Below are 16,483 nucleotides of genomic sequence, written 5' to 3' on the forward strand. Positions count from 1 at the left end.
ATGATCGACCGATGCCGTTACAGCGCTCGCGTGCTGCTGAGGCTGTGCTCCAGTTGGGCGATGCTCAATGTCGCCTGGGCCGCCGACGGTGGCCTGAGCCTGACCGCGGCGTACGATGCCTCCCGCCTCAACGACCCGACTTTGCAGTCAGCCACCCATGCTTATGATGCCTCGCGGCAGGAAGAAGCGATTGGCCGTGGCGGCCTCTATCCGCAAGTGTCGCTGACTTCGCGTTATGGCCGCGGTGGGCGGACTGATGGCGGTGACGACAGCGGCTACGTCAACAGCAACGATTACCAGGCCAACAACGTCACCCTGGCGGCGCAGCAAGCGCTCTACGACAAGGCGCGCTGGGCGGCGTATCAGGAAGGCAAGGCACGAGGGCAACTGGGCAGCCAGCTTTTCGACGTCGCCGGCCAGACGCTGTTCGACCGGGTTGCCAAGGGCTACTTCGACGTCGCCCGGGCGGAAAACGAGATCAAGTTAATCGCCCAGCAAAAAGCCGCCATCCACGGGTTGGTCATCCAGAGCAAAAAACTCTTCGAGGGTGGCCAGGGCGCGATCACCGATATCGATGAAGCCCAGGCGCGGCTTGATCTGGTCGAGGCCCAGGAGGCCGAAGCCGAGGCTCGTCGCGTGGCCGCGCTGCGGGCGTTGTCCGGTCGTGCCAATGTGCCCATCGATGACATTGCGCCGATGCGCGAGGAGCTTGCCGCCGGCAGCCCGATCCCACCCGAGCAGGATCTACCGTACTGGACGGCGATTGCCCGCGAGGCCAGCCCCGAGCTGGCGGCCCGGCTGGCGGCGGTGAAAGTGGCCGAGGCCCAGGCCGACAGCCAGCGCGCCGGGCATTATCCGACCTTGGCACTGACCACTCAGTTGACTCGCCGGGAGACCCGCCAGTACCAGGAACTTGACCCGCGCCAGGACACCTATTACGTGGGGCTGCAGTTGGATATTCCGTTGTATCGCGGTGGGGCGGTGCGAGCGTCGGTGGCCAAGGCCCAGGCGCAACTGGCCGGTGCGCAGTCGGACTATGACGTGCAACGCCAGCAGTTGGCCGAGACGATCGAAACCGATTACCTGGGCGTGGTGGCCGGCTTCGCCAAAAGCAAGGCGATGCAGCGCGCAGTGGAGTCCAACCAGCGGGCACTGGCTTCGACGGAAAAAGGCTTCCAGGGCGGTGTGCGCTCCACGGTGGACATCCTTGATGCGCAACAACGGTTATTCCAGGCCCGTCGGGACCTGCTCAACACCAAGCTGGACATGCTGCAAAGCTATGTGAGCCTGCATACCCACACCGGCCAGATGAACCGCGCAGTCCTGGAGCAGGTGCAAAGCCTGTTTTGAGGCGCGTAGGGGCTCCAGCACTCAACGTTGCAACGCACTCCTGCGGCCAGGGAGCAAGTGCCCTGGCCACAGACAGCGGTTATCTGGGCAGCGGCGAGGGGCTGGCCGGGACCGGCGGTCGCTGGGGCTTGACCGAGGTGCCAAACGTATTACCCATGCGCACGCTGGTGGCCGCTGGGGTCGCCAGGCCGATGCTGTTCGGCGCGCGTTTGTTAACGGGCACATTCAAGGCCTCTTGCGTGCGTTGCGCGGCCGCTGCGGCCTGCGGATCGTTGCCCATTTGCCGGCTCAGGCAGTTGTAGTCCGCGGTTCTGTAGCCACCGACGGTCACCTCGATACACGCCGGTACCTCTTCGCCATGGGCCCAAGGCTGGGCCATGAGCAGTCCGAGGCCCGCCATCATTTTCATCCACTGTTTCATTGTCGACCTCCTGGCCCGCCCAGAAGGCGGTTCGCTGTCAGAGCACGAGTTTAGTGGGGTCCGAGGGATTTGTATCAGTTGTCATACGACATTCATAAACAGCCCTCAGGATGACGGTTTTCAACGGATACGTCAGTCGTGCAGCAAGGCAGAGCCGGGGGCGGACGCAGGCGTGGATTGGCCAGGTCACCCTTGGGGGGGCTGATGGCGTTGTTGTGGTTGCTGGCCGCGCCGATCCAGGCGAACGGCCTGGTGGAGCTGGACATCGCCCCGCAGGAACTGACCACGGCGCTGGAGCAATTCAGTCGAGCGACGGGTATGGCGGTGCTGGTGGATCAGCAACTATCCAGCCAGCGCCATACGCTGGGCGTCCAGGGACTGTTCACCGCTTCTCAAGGGCTCAATGTGTTGCTTCGCGGCACCGGGCTCGCGGCGCATTACGCCCGAGCGGATGCGTTCACGTTGCAACCGGTGCGGGTCCGCGAGGTGCCGCTGCCTTCCGGCGCGGCCCCGGGCTTGAGCGACAGCAACTATGCGGCGGCGATCCAAACGGTCATCCAGCGCAACTTGTGCCGTTCACCACTCACCCGCCCGGGAAGTTTTCGGGCGGTGCTGCAAGTGTGGATCGGCCGGGACGGCGTGGTTCAGCATAGCCGCCTGGTCAGTTCCACGGGCGATCCGACGCGTGACAAGGCCTTGGTCAACAGTTTGCAAAACCTCAGGATCGACCGCCCGGCGCCCAGTTCATTGCGCCAACCGGTAACCCTGCTTTTATTACCCGACTCATCAGGAACAAGCATGGAGTGCACAGCAGGGGAAGGGGTTTTGGGGCGATGAAACACTCTGGCCGCAGCCCGTTGGTCAAGTTGTTCCTCACCTCTTATGAGGATTTCAAGGTGCGCCTGCGCAAGCGCCTGGGCTCCGAGGAACTGGCCAACGATGTGCTGCATGAAACCTACTTGCGGGTCGATCGCATGGTCGAGACGCCGGACATCGCCCAGCCCAGTGCCTATCTCTATCGCATGGCGCTGAACATTGCCGCCGACCGTCGGCAGGCCGATGCTCGCCTGCTCACCGGCAGCGAAATCGAGGACTTGCTGCAGATTTCCGATGAAGCGCTGGATCCGGCCCGGGTGGTGGGGGGGCAGAAGGAGTTGCAGACCTTGCTCAAGGCCCTGTATGAGCTGCCGGCGCGGCGTCGCAGGATTTTCATTGCCGCGCGTCTGGAGGAAGCGCCGCACCTGGAAATATCCCAACGTTTCGGCATTTCCACGCGCATGGTAGAGAAGGAAATCAAGGCCGCGCTGGGGCATTGCGCCCTGCGCCTGGAAAGAAAAGTGATTCAGCGGTTCGGTCCCGGCGCGGGAAAACAGTCTTGAGAGTAGAGACCAGACCAATTCGTGAGTGTGTGTGCGCTTGAACATCTTCAGCATTGCTTCCCCTGATGCCACGCCTCAGGCCCGACTGGCCAGCGAGGCCCAAGACTGGTTGATCCTGCTGACCTCGGGCCGTGCCACCGTGGCCGATGCCCGAGCCCTGCGCCAATGGTGCGGGCAAAGTCCGGAACACGCTCAGGCGTTCGAGCAAGCCAAGACTCTGTGGCACGGGCTGCAACCGGCTGCCGAGGCGTTGCGGGCTCCGCGACATTTCGGGCGACGGGCGTTGCTCGGCGGCGCGATCGCGGCGTCGGCAGGTTTTCTGTTGATCCGCGCCACGGTGCCCGGTGGGGTTTCCGGACTCGCTGCCGACTACGTCACCGAGGTTGGCGAACAGCGCCGGGTGGAACTGGCCAAGGGTGTCAGTCTTGAGCTGAATACCCAAACCCGCCTCAGCCGCCGTCAGTTGGCCGATGGAGGGGAAGGATTGGAGTTGCTCGGTGGCGAAGTTGAAGTGCTGGGAAGCAGTGCTTCAACGGTCAGCGTCCAGGCCGGCGCCGGCTTGATCAGCGCCGCTCGGGCTCGATTCAATATCCGCTACATCGACCAGAGTGTCTGCGCGACCTGCCTGGAAGGTCTGGTGCAGGTCCAGGTGCGCGGCCAGAGTTTTCATCTGGAGTCGGGCATGCAACTGACCTACGACAGCGGCCGGGTGGGCACTCCAAAGAACGCAGATGTGTCGGCGGCCACTGCCTGGCGCGAGCAGGTGCTGGTGTTCAACGACGCGACTCTGGCCAGCGTCATCGACGAAATCAACCGCTACCGTCCTGGCATGTTGCTGTTACTCAATCGCGAATTGGGCCAGCGCAAGGTCCAGGCGCGGTTCCGTCTTGATCAACTGGCTGGCGTGGCGCTGTTGATCCGCGATGCCTATGGCGCCAAATGCACCGAGTTGCCGGGCGGGGTGGTGGTGCTGAGCTGATTCAGCGCTATCCGGATGAGCCTCATCGCGAGCAGGCTCGCGGCCACACTGGGTTTGCCCTCACTCCAGCGGCCCCAGCACCTGTCGATACTTTTCCACGCCTTGTGGCGTCTGCCGTGTCAGGCTGATTTCGATGCCCAGCGGGTTTTCCTGGCGATTGCCGCTGAGCTTGCGCCAACCTTTTTCCCTGTCCCAGTAACGCAGTCCGGCGTTGCTGACTTCGCTGAGCACCGCTACGCCCGCGCCGGGTGCCGGCAATGGGTAGCGGCTGCGGGCCTGGCCTTGGGCTCGGTAAAGCGTGTCTCCCTCGAGCCACCAGCGCACCCTTTGCAGCGTGCCTTCTTGAGCGGCGGCCACCCGGATCACATCCAGGCGAAACCCCCGACCTTCGGTGCTGCGCACGGTGAGGGCGGGTGGTGCGGTCCAGGGCTGGTCATCGACTCCAGGGTTTGACGGTTCGCTCAACTCGATGCTGGCGCGTAATGCTACGTCGCGTTCCAGCTGATTCAACACTCGCAGCAAGGCTTCGGTCTGTTCGGTGCTGGCCTGCAAATGGCTGTCGGCCCGGGTGACGCTGTCCAGTCCGCGCCAGGCAATCAGGCTGACCACCGCCATCAGCAGAATCGCCACCATGACTTCAAGCAGGGTGAAGCCCGTCTCCCGGTCGTTCATTGAATCTGCACCCGGCCAGCGGCGCTGCGCTGGACGTTTATGCTGCTCTGGCCGTCCGACAAACGAATGTTCAGCGGGGCGCCGATCCACTCGGCGCTCAACACGACCCGCTGCCTAGGTTCCACATGAACTTCCATGGACGGGCTCTGCCACCGCCGCGGGTGCAATTGTGGATCATCCTTGAAGCGATCCAGCCCTGGCCCTTGATCCTGCCGACGGCTGAAACCGAATCCCTTGGCATCCCAGCGCCAGCTAATCGGCCGGCCGTCGACGCGGGCTTCGGTTTGAGCGAGCTGTAGCAGTTGCGCCAGCCGCTCGGCATCCTGGCGCAGCAACTTCAGCGGGTCGGGTTTGATGCTCAGGCCCACGGCGGCACTGGCGATGCCGATGATCACCAGTACCACCATCAATTCGATCAGGGTGAAACCGCGTTGCTTGCCAAGGTTCATGCGCGCTCCTTTGCGTCGGTATTCATCCTGCACGGTGAAGATGATAAGGATGTGAAATAAAACGGAGAGAATCGAGGCGTACGCTGGAGGCTGGATAAAAAAGGAGAACCAGACCATGGTGTTCATCGACCGAGTTTCCCCGGCGCAACTCCTCCAGGCACTCGGTCTGTTGGCGGCATTGGCCGGGGTGGCGACCTGGTCTTCGCTGCTACTGACATCGGCTGAATCCCGCACGCCGGATGTTGCCCCGCAACGATTGGCCGAGCGTTCCGATAATCCTGCACGGCAATGGTTCTCCAGCCAGCCGGCGCCGGTGGATATCAAGGTCAGCGGTGTGCTGGCCGGCGCTCGCGGGGCTGTGGCGATCCTCAGTCTCAACGACGGCCCACCTCGTAGTTTCCTGGCTGGAGAGCGGGTGGCTCATGGGGTGCGGCTGGTGTCGATCGAGGCGCAAGCGGTGGTGATCGAGCGCGGCAATCAGCAAACGCGGCTGGCCTTGGCCCGATTGCCGGATTCGGTGGCTTTACCCTCACTCACCCGTCCTTGAGATCACGACGAACCCTTGCGGCGAGGGAACAAGCTCCCTCGACAAAAGGGACCGTGTATAGCCGCTATTTTTCCCGGCTGACCAACGTCTCCAACCGCGCTAACGGCGGTGCTTCGTGGCTGCGATCCGACACGGTCAGTTCAACCCGCAACATCCGGCCATTTTCCGCCGGGCGCAGGTTTTGTTCGCAACGCAGCAGCAACCGTCCCTGATCGCATTCGATGACTTTTGAACCCTGCACAAAACGCCCCTCCAAGTGCAGTTGCGCCAGTTGGCTGCGGGCCGCCAGCAGTGCGATGGACTTGTCTCGCAGCAGCCCATTGCTTTGGGTCATCACCGCAGCCACGCGCACCGCCGCCGACATGGCCACGGCGATGATCGCCAGGGCGACCAGCACTTCGATCAGGGTGAAGCCGGCTTGTGGGGTGTGACGTGGCATCGCGCGAGCTCTATGGGCGGAGGCAGCCCCCGAGCTTAACCGCCATTGTTGACCGATTGACGACGTAAGCTCCTGAGCATTTTCAATATCACTGACATATTTTCTTGCAACACTGCGCCACGAATTGAATCCAGCGAAGGACCGTCGAGATGCAGATCGCCCGTTACAACGCCCGTCCCCAAGGCCCACGCGGGCAGCAGGGTTTCACCCTGATCGAAATCATGGTTGTGGTGGTCATTCTTGGCATTCTGGCGGCGATGGTGGTGCCCAAGGTCCTCGACCGGCCGGACCAGGCTCGGGCGACGGCGGCGAAACAGGACATTGGCGGTTTGATGCAGGCGTTGAAACTCTATCGCCTGGACCACGGCAGCTACCCGAGCATGAACCAGGGGCTCAAGGTGCTGGTGGAACGGCCCGCTGATGCAAAAAACAGCACATGGCGTTCCTACCTGGAGCGCCTGCCCAACGATCCATGGGGCCGTCCCTACAACTACCTCAACCCGGGCGCCAATGGTGAAATCGATATCTTTTCCCTGGGGGCCGACGGCCAGCCTGACGGCGATGGTGTAAATGCCGACATCGGCTCCTGGCAGTTATAAGGGCCGTGATGCGAACGGATTCGCCCTTCGCGGCGAAGCAGCGGGGCATGGCGGTCATCAGTGCCTTGCTGATCGCCGCCGTGGTGGCGGTCATCGCCGGGGGCATGCTCACCCGCCAAACCCTGTTTACCCGCAGCCTGGAGGCCGAGCAGTTGCGTATCCAGGGCACGGCGCGGTTGCAGGGCGGCCTGCAATTGAGCCGCCAATTGTTGTGGGATGCGCGGCAGCGCGACCCGCTCACGCGCTTCGGTCAGGCTTGGGCCAACCCTTTCGTGATGGCCGGTTCCAGCCTGGCTGACATCCCCTTCGAAGGGCGACTGGAAGATGAGCAAGGCAAATTCAACCTGCGCAATCTGGTCGCCAATGAACGTATGGATCAGGAACAGGTGCGCACCTTCGAACGGTTGTGCGAGCAACTGGGTATCGCCGCGACGGTACGTGCGCGCATCGTCGCGCGGGTGATTGCCGCGTACCCACGGCTGTTGAACCCAGAGTTGGCGGACAAGGCCGCGGTGAGCAGTACGTTCGACAGCGGTCGCAGCACCTCGCCGGATGCTTCCGGTACGCCGTTGGCGCCGACACGCCCCATGCTGCGCACGTTGCAGGATTTGCGCAGCATCAAGGGTGTCACCCCGCAAGTGCTAGAAACACTGGCGCCTTATGTGACGATTCTGCCGGCCAATACCTGGCTCAACGGCAACACCGCCAGCGCCCCGGTGCTGGCTGCTTACGTGCCGGGGTTGTCGTTGCAACGGGCCCAGGCGCTGATTGCTGAGCGAGACGGCGGCCACTGGTTTATCAACCGTGGGGATTTCGTCAATCGTCTGCGCATGCCTGAGCTGGAAATGGCCTCCGTCAAGGTCGGCATTACCAGCGACTGGTTCCGCCTGCGGGGTCAGGCGCGCAGTGGGCAGCGGCGGGTCGTGCTGGATGCTTTGCTGCAACGCAGCCAGGACCGGATGCCTCAGGTGATCTGGTCACGGGTGGGCGTATGACTCGCTTGCGCATAGCGTTGATGCCACTGGGCAGCTTGAGCCTCGACAGCTCGGTGGCATTCGCCTGGCTCGATCGCCAGGGCCAGGTCCGCGACCAGGGGCACAGCAACCTCCGGGACCTCGGTCAGGGTGCAAAGAAGCAGCGGGTCGAATGTTTTCTCCATCCGCGCGACAGCTTGCTCACCAGTCTGGAACTGCCGCAGTTGCCGGCAGCGAAAATCACCGCCGCGGTGAACTGCGCCGCCCAGGCGCTGATGCTCGGTGCCAGCGAGCGCATGCAGGTGGCTCACAGCGCGCGCGGTGCCGACGGGCAGGTGCACATTGCCTGGCTCGACCGAGAGTCACTCGATGCCCTGGGCCGGATGCTGCGCCAGGCCGGCCTGCACCTGCACGGGCTGTACCCGGCGGCCTACGCCCTGCCAGTGTTGTCCGGGCCGGTGGCCTGCGTCGACGACGGCCACCTGCTGGTGCGTTACAGCGTGCAGCACGCGGTGGTGCAGCCGCTGCTGGAAGAGGCGTTGGATGAATGGTTATTGGAGGCAGGGGCCGGGCTGCAGTGGGTGGGCGATTCGCCGCCGCAGGTTTCGATCAAAACCTTGCCCGCCCCCCAGCGCTGGACTGGTGCCGCGCCGGGCTGGGGCTTGCATGCTGGCCTGACGCATGGCCCGGCCGAGCGTGGCAGTTGGGGCAGGGCGGCGACGCTTTGCGCGGTGGCGCTGGCGGTGTGGGTGGTCGGCCTCAATCTCTACGCCACCCGTGAGGCCACCCAGGGCCAACGACTCAAGGCGCAGATGAGCCAGCGGGTAAAGCAGGCGTTTCCCGAACTGCCGGTGATTCTCAACCCCTTGCAACAAGCCCGACAGCAAATCGCCGCGCGCCAAAGCGGCACAGCGGCGGACCCGGCGCAACGCTTCGCCAGCCTGGTGCAACAGGCGGGCAGCGCCATGCCGTTCATGAGCGGCAACGTGCAGGAACTGGTGTTTGAAAACGGTGAGTTACGCCTGACGCTCGTGGCCGAGGCACAAAAAGCATCCGCCGCAGACGACTGGAAAATCCCCCTGACCGAGGCCGGCATCGACGTTGCGGCCAATGACCAGGGCTGGACCTTGCGTGCTGCTTTGCCCGGACAGGGCGCGCAGGACACCTCCGAACACCCCCCGGAAGCCGACGATGAATAAGCAATTCCCGGCACGGCTATGGGCGCAGTGGCAAACCCTGCGCGCGCGTGGCCGGACGTCCTGGCAGGGCCTGGCGGTGCGCGAGCAGCGCGCCGTGTCGCTGGCGGCGCTGGTACTCGGCGGGCTGCTGGTCTGGTTGCTGTTGATCCAGCCACCGCTCCAAACCCTTGCGTATTGGCAGGTCGAAACGCCGAAGTTGCGCGCGCAGACCCAGGCCCTCGAAGTGCTCTTGCGGGACGTCGGCGGCCCGGCGCCAGGCCAGCCTCTGGAAGCGGCTCTGCGCCAGGCCCTGGATGCCGGCGGCTTGAGCGAGCACTACCAGTTGCAGGCCGTGGACGCGGCTTGGCAACTCACTTTCAACGACGCGCCGGCCGATGAGGTGATGGGCTGGCTGTTGAGCAGTCCACGGCAATTTTCCTTGCAAGTGCTTGAAGCCCGGTTGCGGCGCACGGCCCCGGCCAACACCGACAACGCCGACAACATCGAAAACACTGAAAACACCGCCGGCACCCTGTCCGGAACCGTTCGCATGGATCAGGCGCAAGGCGCTAAGGAAGCTTCATGAAGGGGTCCCGATACCCGCGTCATTGGCGCAAGAGCGTGCCGTTTCTGTTGCTGGCATTGAGCGCCTGCAACAGCACACCGCCAGCGTCGCAGCCACCGTTGCTGGTGGACAGTGAACTGGGCATTCCGCTGGGCAGTACTCAGCGCAGCGGCGATGCGCTGCTGGACCGTCAGCGGGCCCAGACCTTGCGCGAACAGAAACCGCCGGTGCGACACCCGGTCGATCTCACCGCCCGCGCCCGCGAGCCCCGCAGCAGTACGCCGGCACGCAGCCCGCTGGGTGACCAACCGGTGACCCTGAACTTTGTCGAGGCCGACATTCAGGCGGTGGTGCGGGCCTTGTCCCGTTCCACCGGCCAACAGTTTCTGGTGGACCCTCGGGTCAAGGGCAACCTGACGCTGGTGTCCGAAGGTCAGGTGCCGGCGCACCAGGCCTATGACATGCTGCTGGCCGCGCTGCGCATGCAGGGCTTTAGCGTGGTGGACGTCGGTGGCGTGGCCCAGGTGGTGCCTGAGGCCGACGCCAAGTTGCTGGGCGGGCCGATCTACAGCGCCGACAGACCGGCCGGCAACGGCATGTTGACCCGCACCTTTCGCCTGCAATACGAAAACGCGGTGAACCTGATCCCGGTGTTACGCCCGATCGTGTCGCCCAACAACCCGATTAATGCCTACCCCGGCAACAACACCATCGTCATCACCGATTACGCCGAGAACCTGTCGCGGGTGGCGCAGCTCATCGAAGGCATCGATACCCCCAGTGCCATCGATACCGACGTGGTGCCGATACACAACGGCATCGCCGTGGACATCGCGCAGATGGTCTCCGAGTTGCTGGAAACCCAGGGCGGAGACCAGACCCAGAAGATCAACGTGATCGGCGACCCGCGCTCCAACGCCATCATCATCCGCGCCGGCAGCCCCGAGCGCACCGAGCTGGCGCGTAACCTGATCTACAAGCTCGACAACGCCCAGAACAACCCGAGCAACCTGCACGTGGTGTACCTGCGCAATGCCCAGGCCGGCAAACTGGCCCAATCCCTGCGCGGCTTGCTCACCGGGGAAAGCGAAGGCGAGGGCAGTGATAACTCGCGCTCGGTGCTCAGCAGCATGGGCGCCAGCACCAACGGCCAGAGCAGCGGCGATGGCGCCAGCACCAGCGGGACCACGGGCGGTAGCGCTTCGACCTCTGGCAATGGTTATGCCCAAGGCAGTAGCGGACAAAGCTCGGCTTCGCCGCAGGACGATCAGAGCACCGCCTTCAGTGCCGGCGGCGTGACCATCCAGGCCGACGCCACCACCAATACCCTGCTGATTTCCGCGCCGGACCCGCTGTACCGCAACCTGCGGGAAGTTATCGACCTGCTCGACCAGCGTCGCGCCCAAGTGGTGATCGAGAGCCTGATCGTCGAGGTCGGCGAGGACGATGCCAGCGAGTTCGGCGTGCAATGGCAGACCGGTAACCTGGGCGGCAGCGGCGTGATCGGTGGCGTCAACCTCGGTGGCACCGGGCTCAACCTCAACGGCAAGACCAGCATCGACGTGTTGCCCCAGGGCTTGAACCTGGGCCTGGTCAACGGCACGGTGGACATTCCCGGCATCGGCAAGATCCTCGACCTCAAGGTCCTGGCCCGGGCGTTGAAGAGCAAGGGCGGCACCAACGTGTTGTCGACGCCGAACCTGCTGACCCTGGACAACGAAGCGGCGAGCATTTTCGTCGGCCAGACCATTCCGTTTGTCAGCGGCAGTTACGTCACCGGCGGCGGTGGCACCAGCAACAACCCGTTCCAGACCGTGACCCGTGAAGAGGTGGGGCTGAAGCTCAACGTCCGCCCGCAGATTTCCGAAGGCGGGACGGTCAAGCTCGACATATATCAAGAGGTCAGCAGCGTCGACAACCGCGCTTCGAGCGCCAGCGGGATTGTCACCAACAAGCGTGCCATCGACACCAGCATCCTGCTGGACGACGGGCAGATCATGGTCCTTGGCGGGTTGTTGCAGGACGGCTACAGCCAGAGCAACGACGCGGTGCCGTGGCTGTCGACCATCCCCGGTATTGGTGCGCTGTTTCGCAACGAGCGGCGGCAGATCACCAAGACCAACCTGATGGTGTTCCTGCGCCCCTACATCATCCGCGACACGGCGGCGGGGCGCGGCATCACCCTCAACCGCTACGACTTCATGCGTCGCGCCCAGGGCCTGCTGCAACCGGAGCGCAGCTGGGCGATGCCGGACATGCAAGCCCCGCAACTGCCGGCCTCGGCCAAGGCCATTCCGCCGGCCACCCCCGCCGGGCTGCAAACGCCCAGGGCGGTGATCAAGGCGGTTCCGGTTGAAGGAGGCACTCGCTGATGAACACCCAACCTATGGGAGTTCGCGGTATGCACAATACTGAGGCCACCCCAAGACACTGTGGGAGCGAGCTTGCTCGCGATGACGGCAGTTCGCTCAACATCATTGCAACTGACCCACCGCTATCGCGAGCAAGCTCGCTCCCACAGGGGACATGTGTGTTTCTTGGGTCTGAGGTGTCAGCATGAACACCCTCCCATACGCCTGGGCCAAGGCCCAGCGCCTGGTGCTGCGTGAGTCGGATGAAGGCGCGGTGTTGATGGTCTGTCCCTCCACGCCAGGCTGGTCCATCAGTGAAGTGCGCCGCCAGTTCGGCGAGGTGCGGCTGGAGCGGGTGCGTGACGAGGAACTCGACGGGTTGCTCAACAGTGCCTACGCCGACACCGGCAGCGCCGCCGCCGTGGTGGGCGCGGCAGAGAACGAGGTGGACCTCGACCGACTGATGCAGGACATTCCCGAGATCACCGACCTGCTGGACACCCAGGACGGCGCGCCGGTGATCCGCATGATCAACGCCTTGCTGACCCAGGCCGCGCGGGATGAGGCCAGCGACATCCACATCGAGCCTTACGAAAGCCATTCGGTGGTGCGCTACCGCGTTGACGGCACCCTGCGTGACGTGGTTTCGCCACGCAAGGCCCTGCATGGCGCGCTGGTGTCGCGGATCAAGATCATGGCCCAGCTCGACATCGCCGAAAAACGCCTGCCCCAGGACGGCCGCATTGCCCTGCGCGTGGCCGGGCGCCCGATTGACATCCGGGTTTCGACGGTGCCCACCGGCCATGGCGAACGGGTGGTGATGCGCCTGCTGGATAAACAGGCCGGGCGCCTGCAACTGGAAACCCTGGGCATGGACCCGGACGTACTGGGCAAACTCGATCACCTGATCCGCCAGCCCCACGGCATCGTGCTGGTCACCGGCCCCACCGGCAGCGGCAAGACCACCAGCCTCTACGCCGCCCTGGCCCGGCTCGACGCCAGCGTACACAACATTCTCACGGTGGAAGATCCGGTGGAATACGACCTGCCGGGCATCAGCCAGATTCAGGTCAACGCCAAGATCGACATGACCTTCGCCCTGGCCCTGCGAGCGATTCTGCGCCAGGACCCGGACATCATCATGATCGGCGAAATCCGTGACCTGGAAACCGCACAAATTGCCGTACAAGCCTCCCTCACCGGTCACCTGGTGTTGGCGACGCTGCACACCAACGACTCTGTGTCGGCCATCAACCGCTTGATTGACATGGGCGTCGAGCCGTTCCTGCTGGCCTCGTCGATGCTCGGCGTACTCGCCCAGCGCCTGGTGCGCAGACTCTGCCCGCAGTGCAAACAAGCTGATCCGGCAACCCCCGGCACCTGGCGCCCGGTGGGCTGCCCGAGCTGTAACCAGACCGGTTACAGCGGTCGCACCGGCATCCATGAATTGTTCTGCATCGACGATGATATCCGCACGCTTATCCACCAGGGGGCAGGGGAGCAGGCGCTGCGTGCGGCCGCCCGCCAGGCCGGCATGTTCAGCATGCGCGAGGACGGTGAACGCTGGGTGCGCAGTGGCGCCACCGCCCCTGAAGAAATCCTGCGCGTGACACGGGACGCCTGATGAATCGCTACCGTTTTGAGGCCGCCGACGCCACCGGCAAGATCGAGGTCGGGCACCTGGAAGCCGACAGCCAGAGTGGCGCCTTCAACCTGCTGCGCAGTCGCGGGCTGACGGCGTTGCAGGTGCAGGTCGAACGCAATACAACGCAAGCCCATGGCGGCGGCCTGTTCAGCGCCAAACTCTCGGACAACGACCTGGCCTGGGCCACCCGGCAACTGGCGAGCCTGCTGGGAGCCAGCCTGCCATTGGAGGCCGCGTTGAGCGCCACGGTGGAACAGGCTGAGCGCAAACACATCGCCCAGACCCTCAGCGCAGTGCGCGCCGATGTGCGCAGCGGCATGCGCCTGGCCGAAGCCCTGGCGGCGCGACCCCGGGACTTTCCGGACATCTACCGGGCACTGATCGCCGCCGGTGAAGAGTCCGGCGACCTCGCCCAGGTGATGGAGCGGCTGGCGGACTACATCGAGGAGCGCAACAACCTGCGGGGCAAGATCCTTACGGCGTTCATCTATCCGGGCGTGGTGGGGCTGGTGTCGATTGCCATCGTGATTTTCCTGCTCAGCTACGTGGTGCCCCAAGTGGTCAGCGCATTCTCCCAGGCCCGCCAGGACCTGCCTGGGTTGACCGTGGCGATGCTGACCGCCAGCGATTTCATCCGCGCCTGGGGCTGGTTGTGTTTTGGCATGCTGGCCGGTGGGTTCTGGGGTTGGCGGCTGTATTTGCGCAACCCGCAGGCGCGGTTGAACTGGCACAGTCGCATCCTGCGCCTGCCGCTGATCGGGCGTTTCGTGCTGGGCCTCAACACCGCGCGTTTTGCCTCGACCCTGGCGATTCTCGGCGGCGCCGGGGTGCCCTTGCTGCGAGCCCTGGAGGCGGCGCGCCAGACCCTGTCCAACGACCGCCTGAGCCTGAGCGTCAGCGATGCCACGGCCAAGGTCCGCGAAGGGGTCAACCTGGCGGCAGCGTTGCGGGTGGAAAAAGTCTTCCCGCCGGTGCTGATCCACCTGATTGCCAGCGGCGAAAAAACCGGCTGCCTGCCGCCAATGCTCGAACGCGCCGCACAAACCCTGTCCCGCGACATCGAACGCCGGGCCATGGGCATGACTGCGCTGTTGGAGCCGCTGATGATCGTGGTCATGGGCGGTGTGGTGCTGGTGATCGTCATGGCGGTGTTGTTGCCGATTATCGAGATCAATCAGTTGGTTCAATAAGCGCACGCAATCCGTGGTGAACATTGATTTTGTGGCGAGGGGATTTATCCCCGTTGGGCTGCGCAGCAGCCCCCCATACAGCCAACTCAATCTATCCGACACACCGAGTTGTTTGGCTTTTAGGACTGCTGCGCAGCCCAGCGGGGATAAATCCCCTCGCCACAAAAAAAGCTGATCGAGCGGAAATTTTTTCAACGCTTGAGACACCTCCCGACCCTCGCCAACGCCAAACTCGGGTTCCTCGTTCTGTCATCTTCCATCGTCAGACAACCACCCGCCGCCATCTCCACGCCCACCCTGCGCAACACCGTCACAAAACCTGTCTGAAACCCCAACCCAGAGCCCTCGAACACCCGAGGAAAAACCCCAAAAAACAGCCTCCAGCTCCCGAGGTTTTTTCCTTTATCTGTCACCGGAAACTGCGAGTTTCTAACCCATGGCCTCACCCCATCGCCATCGGCACAGGACCGAGCGCCATGACGGCAAGCACGCGTCACCCAACCTACGTACGAACACGATGAAAGGAGATTCTTCATGTTTAAGCGCAACGTTCTCGCGGTATCCCTGACCCTCGCCGGCCTCTGCGCCGCTCAGGCCGCCATGGCTGATGTCAACGGTGGTGGCGCTACCTTGCCTCAGCCGCTGTACCAGACTTCCGGCGTCCTGACTGCCGGTTTCGCCCCTTACATTGGCGTGGGCAGCGGTGCTGGCAAGGCCGCTTTCCTGAACAACGATTACACCCGTTTCGTGCCTGGTGACACCAGCAAGAACGTGCACTGGGCGGGCAGCGATTCGAAGCTCACCCAGGCTGAGTTGAACGCCTACGTCACCAACCACGGCGCCGCCTGGGGCCCATTGATCCAGGTGCCTTCGGTCGCCACTTCGGTTGCCATTCCTTTCAACAAGACCGGCACCGCCAACGTTGACCTCAGCGTCGCTCAGCTGTGCGGCGTATTCGCCGGCACGCTGACTGACTGGAACCAAATCACCGGTTCCGGCCGTTCCGGCCCGATCACTGTGACTTATCGTGCTGAGAGCAGCGGTACTACCGAACTGTTCACCCGCTTTCTGAACGCCAAGTGCCCTACAGCTGTACCCGCTGTGCCCGGTACTTTCGCCATCACCACCAACTTCGCCTCCAGCTATAGCCTTGGCCTGCCAGCCGGCGCCGTAGCCGCCACTGGTAGCCAAGCTGTGATGGATGCGGTGAATGCTGCCCAAGGTCGCATCACCTACATGAGCCCGGATTACGCCGCCACCACCTTGGCCGGCCTGGACGACGCCACCAAGGTCGCTCGCGTTGCCGGTGTTTCCCCAGCCCCGGCCAACGTGTCGGCCGCAATCGCAGCTGTCACCGTGCCTGCTGCCGCCAACCGCGCTAACCCGAACGCCTGGGTACCGGTATTCGCTGCAACCACCAACCCTAGCGATCCAAGCGTTGTGGCTTACCCAACCACCGGCTACCCGATCCTGGGCTTCACTAACGTGATCTTCAGCCAGTGCTACGCCGATGCCACCCAAACCACGCAAGTGCGTGACTTCTTCACTCGCCATTACAACGCCACTGCTGCCAGCAGCAACGACGCGGCTATCACCGCCAACCGTTTCGTGCCGCTGCCAGGCGCCTGGAAGTCCGCGATCCGCGGCAGCTTCCTGACCGCCTCTAACGCTCTGAGCATCGGCAACACCAACGTCTGCAATAGCGTCGGTCGTCCGTTGTAAGCCTACGCTTGAGCGACCTGCAA

17 protein-coding genes are annotated in these 16,483 nt (G+C 63.8%); 13 read left to right on the forward strand and 4 right to left on the reverse strand.

Features of this window, described 5'->3' with window-relative positions:
* Window positions 1-1,350 (forward strand): TolC family outer membrane protein, encoded by a 1,350-nt coding sequence (locus tag T3A99_RS17665; protein WP_047228925.1) that lies wholly within the window; start codon window positions 1-3, stop codon window positions 1,348-1,350.
* A gap of 79 nt (window positions 1,351-1,429) precedes the next feature.
* Here T3A99_RS17665 and T3A99_RS17670 read toward each other — a convergent pair whose 3' ends face one another.
* A complete protein-coding gene (locus T3A99_RS17670; RefSeq protein WP_047228926.1) occupies window positions 1,430-1,771 on the reverse strand; it encodes a hypothetical protein in 342 nt (113 codons plus the stop codon).
* A 204-nt stretch (window positions 1,772-1,975) separates the two neighbouring features.
* Between T3A99_RS17670 and T3A99_RS17675 the strand changes: the two genes are divergently transcribed.
* The 3 genes from T3A99_RS17675 to T3A99_RS17685 are packed head-to-tail and all read left to right on the forward strand — an operon-like array spanning window position 1,976 to window position 4,129.
* Window positions 1,976-2,608, forward strand: a complete 633-nt coding sequence (locus T3A99_RS17675; RefSeq protein ID WP_322834619.1) for a TonB C-terminal domain-containing protein — start codon at window positions 1,976-1,978, stop codon at window positions 2,606-2,608.
* Window positions 2,605-3,150 (forward strand): sigma-70 family RNA polymerase sigma factor, encoded by a 546-nt coding sequence (locus T3A99_RS17680; protein WP_047228928.1) that lies wholly within the window; start codon window positions 2,605-2,607, stop codon window positions 3,148-3,150. Before T3A99_RS17675 ends, T3A99_RS17680 begins: the two co-directional genes overlap by 4 nt.
* A 37-nt stretch (window positions 3,151-3,187) precedes the next feature.
* The gene (locus T3A99_RS17685) at window positions 3,188-4,129 is read left to right on the forward strand and encodes a FecR family protein (RefSeq protein ID WP_322834656.1); all 942 of its coding nucleotides are present in this window, start codon (window positions 3,188-3,190) and stop codon (window positions 4,127-4,129) included.
* Between the two features lie 60 nt (window positions 4,130-4,189).
* On the opposite strand, the gene T3A99_RS17690 is transcribed toward T3A99_RS17685, so the two are convergent.
* Window positions 4,190-4,801, reverse strand: coding sequence for a type II secretion system protein GspJ (locus tag T3A99_RS17690; protein ID WP_047228929.1), 612 nt, complete (start codon window positions 4,799-4,801; stop codon window positions 4,190-4,192).
* Window positions 4,798-5,250 (reverse strand): type II secretion system minor pseudopilin GspH, encoded by a 453-nt coding sequence (gene gspH, locus T3A99_RS17695; RefSeq protein WP_047228930.1) that lies wholly within the window; start codon window positions 5,248-5,250, stop codon window positions 4,798-4,800. The genes T3A99_RS17690 and gspH overlap by 4 nt, the downstream gene beginning before the upstream one ends.
* Window positions 5,251-5,365: 115 nt before the next feature.
* Here gspH and T3A99_RS17700 point away from each other — a divergent pair, with 115 nt between their 5' ends.
* A complete protein-coding gene (locus tag T3A99_RS17700; RefSeq protein WP_076385246.1) occupies window positions 5,366-5,797 on the forward strand; it encodes a type II secretion system protein N in 432 nt (143 codons plus the stop codon).
* A gap of 64 nt (window positions 5,798-5,861) precedes the next feature.
* Here T3A99_RS17700 and gspI read toward each other — a convergent pair whose 3' ends face one another.
* A complete protein-coding gene (gene gspI / locus T3A99_RS17705) occupies window positions 5,862-6,236 on the reverse strand; it encodes a type II secretion system minor pseudopilin GspI (protein ID WP_322834620.1) in 375 nt (124 codons plus the stop codon).
* A gap of 149 nt (window positions 6,237-6,385) precedes the next feature.
* Between gspI and gspG the strand changes: the two genes are divergently transcribed.
* The 8 genes from gspG to T3A99_RS17745 all read left to right on the forward strand — a co-directional run bounded on the left by gspG (window position 6,386) and on the right by T3A99_RS17745 (window position 16,460).
* Window positions 6,386-6,835 carry a type II secretion system major pseudopilin GspG gene (gspG, locus tag T3A99_RS17710; RefSeq protein ID WP_322834621.1) on the forward strand — a complete coding sequence of 150 codons (450 nt, stop codon included), beginning with the start codon at window positions 6,386-6,388 and terminating at the stop codon, window positions 6,833-6,835.
* An 8-nt stretch (window positions 6,836-6,843) separates the two neighbouring features.
* Complete coding sequence (gene gspK, locus T3A99_RS17715; protein WP_322834622.1) at window positions 6,844-7,830, forward strand: type II secretion system minor pseudopilin GspK; 987 nt, start codon at window positions 6,844-6,846, stop codon at window positions 7,828-7,830.
* Window positions 7,827-9,008 carry a type II secretion system protein GspL gene (gspL, locus tag T3A99_RS17720; RefSeq protein ID WP_322834623.1) on the forward strand — a complete coding sequence of 394 codons (1,182 nt, stop codon included), beginning with the start codon at window positions 7,827-7,829 and terminating at the stop codon, window positions 9,006-9,008. Before gspK ends, gspL begins: the two co-directional genes overlap by 4 nt.
* Window positions 9,001-9,573, forward strand: coding sequence for a type II secretion system protein GspM (gspM, locus tag T3A99_RS17725; RefSeq protein ID WP_322834624.1), 573 nt, complete (start codon window positions 9,001-9,003; stop codon window positions 9,571-9,573). The genes gspL and gspM overlap by 8 nt, the downstream gene beginning before the upstream one ends.
* Complete coding sequence (gene gspD, locus T3A99_RS17730; RefSeq protein WP_274091090.1) at window positions 9,570-11,924, forward strand: type II secretion system secretin GspD; 2,355 nt, start codon at window positions 9,570-9,572, stop codon at window positions 11,922-11,924. The genes gspM and gspD overlap by 4 nt, the downstream gene beginning before the upstream one ends.
* Before the next feature lie 184 nt (window positions 11,925-12,108).
* The gene (gene gspE, locus T3A99_RS17735; protein WP_076385232.1) at window positions 12,109-13,527 is read left to right on the forward strand and encodes a type II secretion system ATPase GspE; all 1,419 of its coding nucleotides are present in this window, start codon (window positions 12,109-12,111) and stop codon (window positions 13,525-13,527) included.
* Window positions 13,527-14,738 carry a type II secretion system inner membrane protein GspF gene (gene gspF, locus T3A99_RS17740; RefSeq protein ID WP_076385230.1) on the forward strand — a complete coding sequence of 404 codons (1,212 nt, stop codon included), beginning with the start codon at window positions 13,527-13,529 and terminating at the stop codon, window positions 14,736-14,738. The genes gspE and gspF overlap by 1 nt, the downstream gene beginning before the upstream one ends.
* A gap of 534 nt (window positions 14,739-15,272) precedes the next feature.
* Complete coding sequence (locus tag T3A99_RS17745) at window positions 15,273-16,460, forward strand: substrate-binding domain-containing protein (protein WP_305468235.1); 1,188 nt, start codon at window positions 15,273-15,275, stop codon at window positions 16,458-16,460.
* Window positions 16,461-16,483: the final 23 nt, after the last annotated feature.

Origin of the sequence: Pseudomonas sp. N-137 (assembly GCF_034555295.1) — a bacterium.
GTDB lineage: Bacteria > Pseudomonadota > Gammaproteobacteria > Pseudomonadales > Pseudomonadaceae > Aquipseudomonas > Aquipseudomonas rhizophila.

Excerpts from the sequence above, each read along its gene's own strand:
- gspI (WP_322834620.1), bottom strand. The coding sequence starts at position 6,236 with ATGCCACGTCACACCCCACAAGCCGGCTTCACCCTGATCGAAGTGCTG.
- T3A99_RS17690 (WP_047228929.1), bottom strand. The coding sequence starts at position 4,801 with ATGAACGACCGGGAGACGGGCTTCACCCTGCTTGAAGTCATGGTGGCG.
- gspH (WP_047228930.1), bottom strand. The coding sequence starts at position 5,250 with ATGAACCTTGGCAAGCAACGCGGTTTCACCCTGATCGAATTGATGGTG.
- gspD (WP_274091090.1), top strand. The coding sequence starts at position 9,570 with ATGAAGGGGTCCCGATACCCGCGTCATTGGCGCAAGAGCGTGCCGTTT.
- gspL (WP_322834623.1), top strand. The coding sequence starts at position 7,827 with ATGACTCGCTTGCGCATAGCGTTGATGCCACTGGGCAGCTTGAGCCTC.
- gspM (WP_322834624.1), top strand. The coding sequence starts at position 9,001 with ATGAATAAGCAATTCCCGGCACGGCTATGGGCGCAGTGGCAAACCCTG.
- T3A99_RS17670 (WP_047228926.1), bottom strand. The coding sequence starts at position 1,771 with ATGAAACAGTGGATGAAAATGATGGCGGGCCTCGGACTGCTCATGGCC.
- gspF (WP_076385230.1), top strand. The coding sequence starts at position 13,527 with ATGAATCGCTACCGTTTTGAGGCCGCCGACGCCACCGGCAAGATCGAG.
- T3A99_RS17700 (WP_076385246.1), top strand. The coding sequence starts at position 5,366 with ATGGTGTTCATCGACCGAGTTTCCCCGGCGCAACTCCTCCAGGCACTC.
- T3A99_RS17680 (WP_047228928.1), top strand. The coding sequence starts at position 2,605 with ATGAAACACTCTGGCCGCAGCCCGTTGGTCAAGTTGTTCCTCACCTCT.
- T3A99_RS17665 (WP_047228925.1), top strand. The coding sequence starts at position 1 with ATGATCGACCGATGCCGTTACAGCGCTCGCGTGCTGCTGAGGCTGTGC.
- T3A99_RS17745 (WP_305468235.1), top strand. The coding sequence starts at position 15,273 with ATGTTTAAGCGCAACGTTCTCGCGGTATCCCTGACCCTCGCCGGCCTC.
- T3A99_RS17675 (WP_322834619.1), top strand. The coding sequence starts at position 1,976 with ATGGCGTTGTTGTGGTTGCTGGCCGCGCCGATCCAGGCGAACGGCCTG.
- gspK (WP_322834622.1), top strand. The coding sequence starts at position 6,844 with ATGCGAACGGATTCGCCCTTCGCGGCGAAGCAGCGGGGCATGGCGGTC.
- gspE (WP_076385232.1), top strand. The coding sequence starts at position 12,109 with ATGAACACCCTCCCATACGCCTGGGCCAAGGCCCAGCGCCTGGTGCTG.
- gspG (WP_322834621.1), top strand. The coding sequence starts at position 6,386 with ATGCAGATCGCCCGTTACAACGCCCGTCCCCAAGGCCCACGCGGGCAG.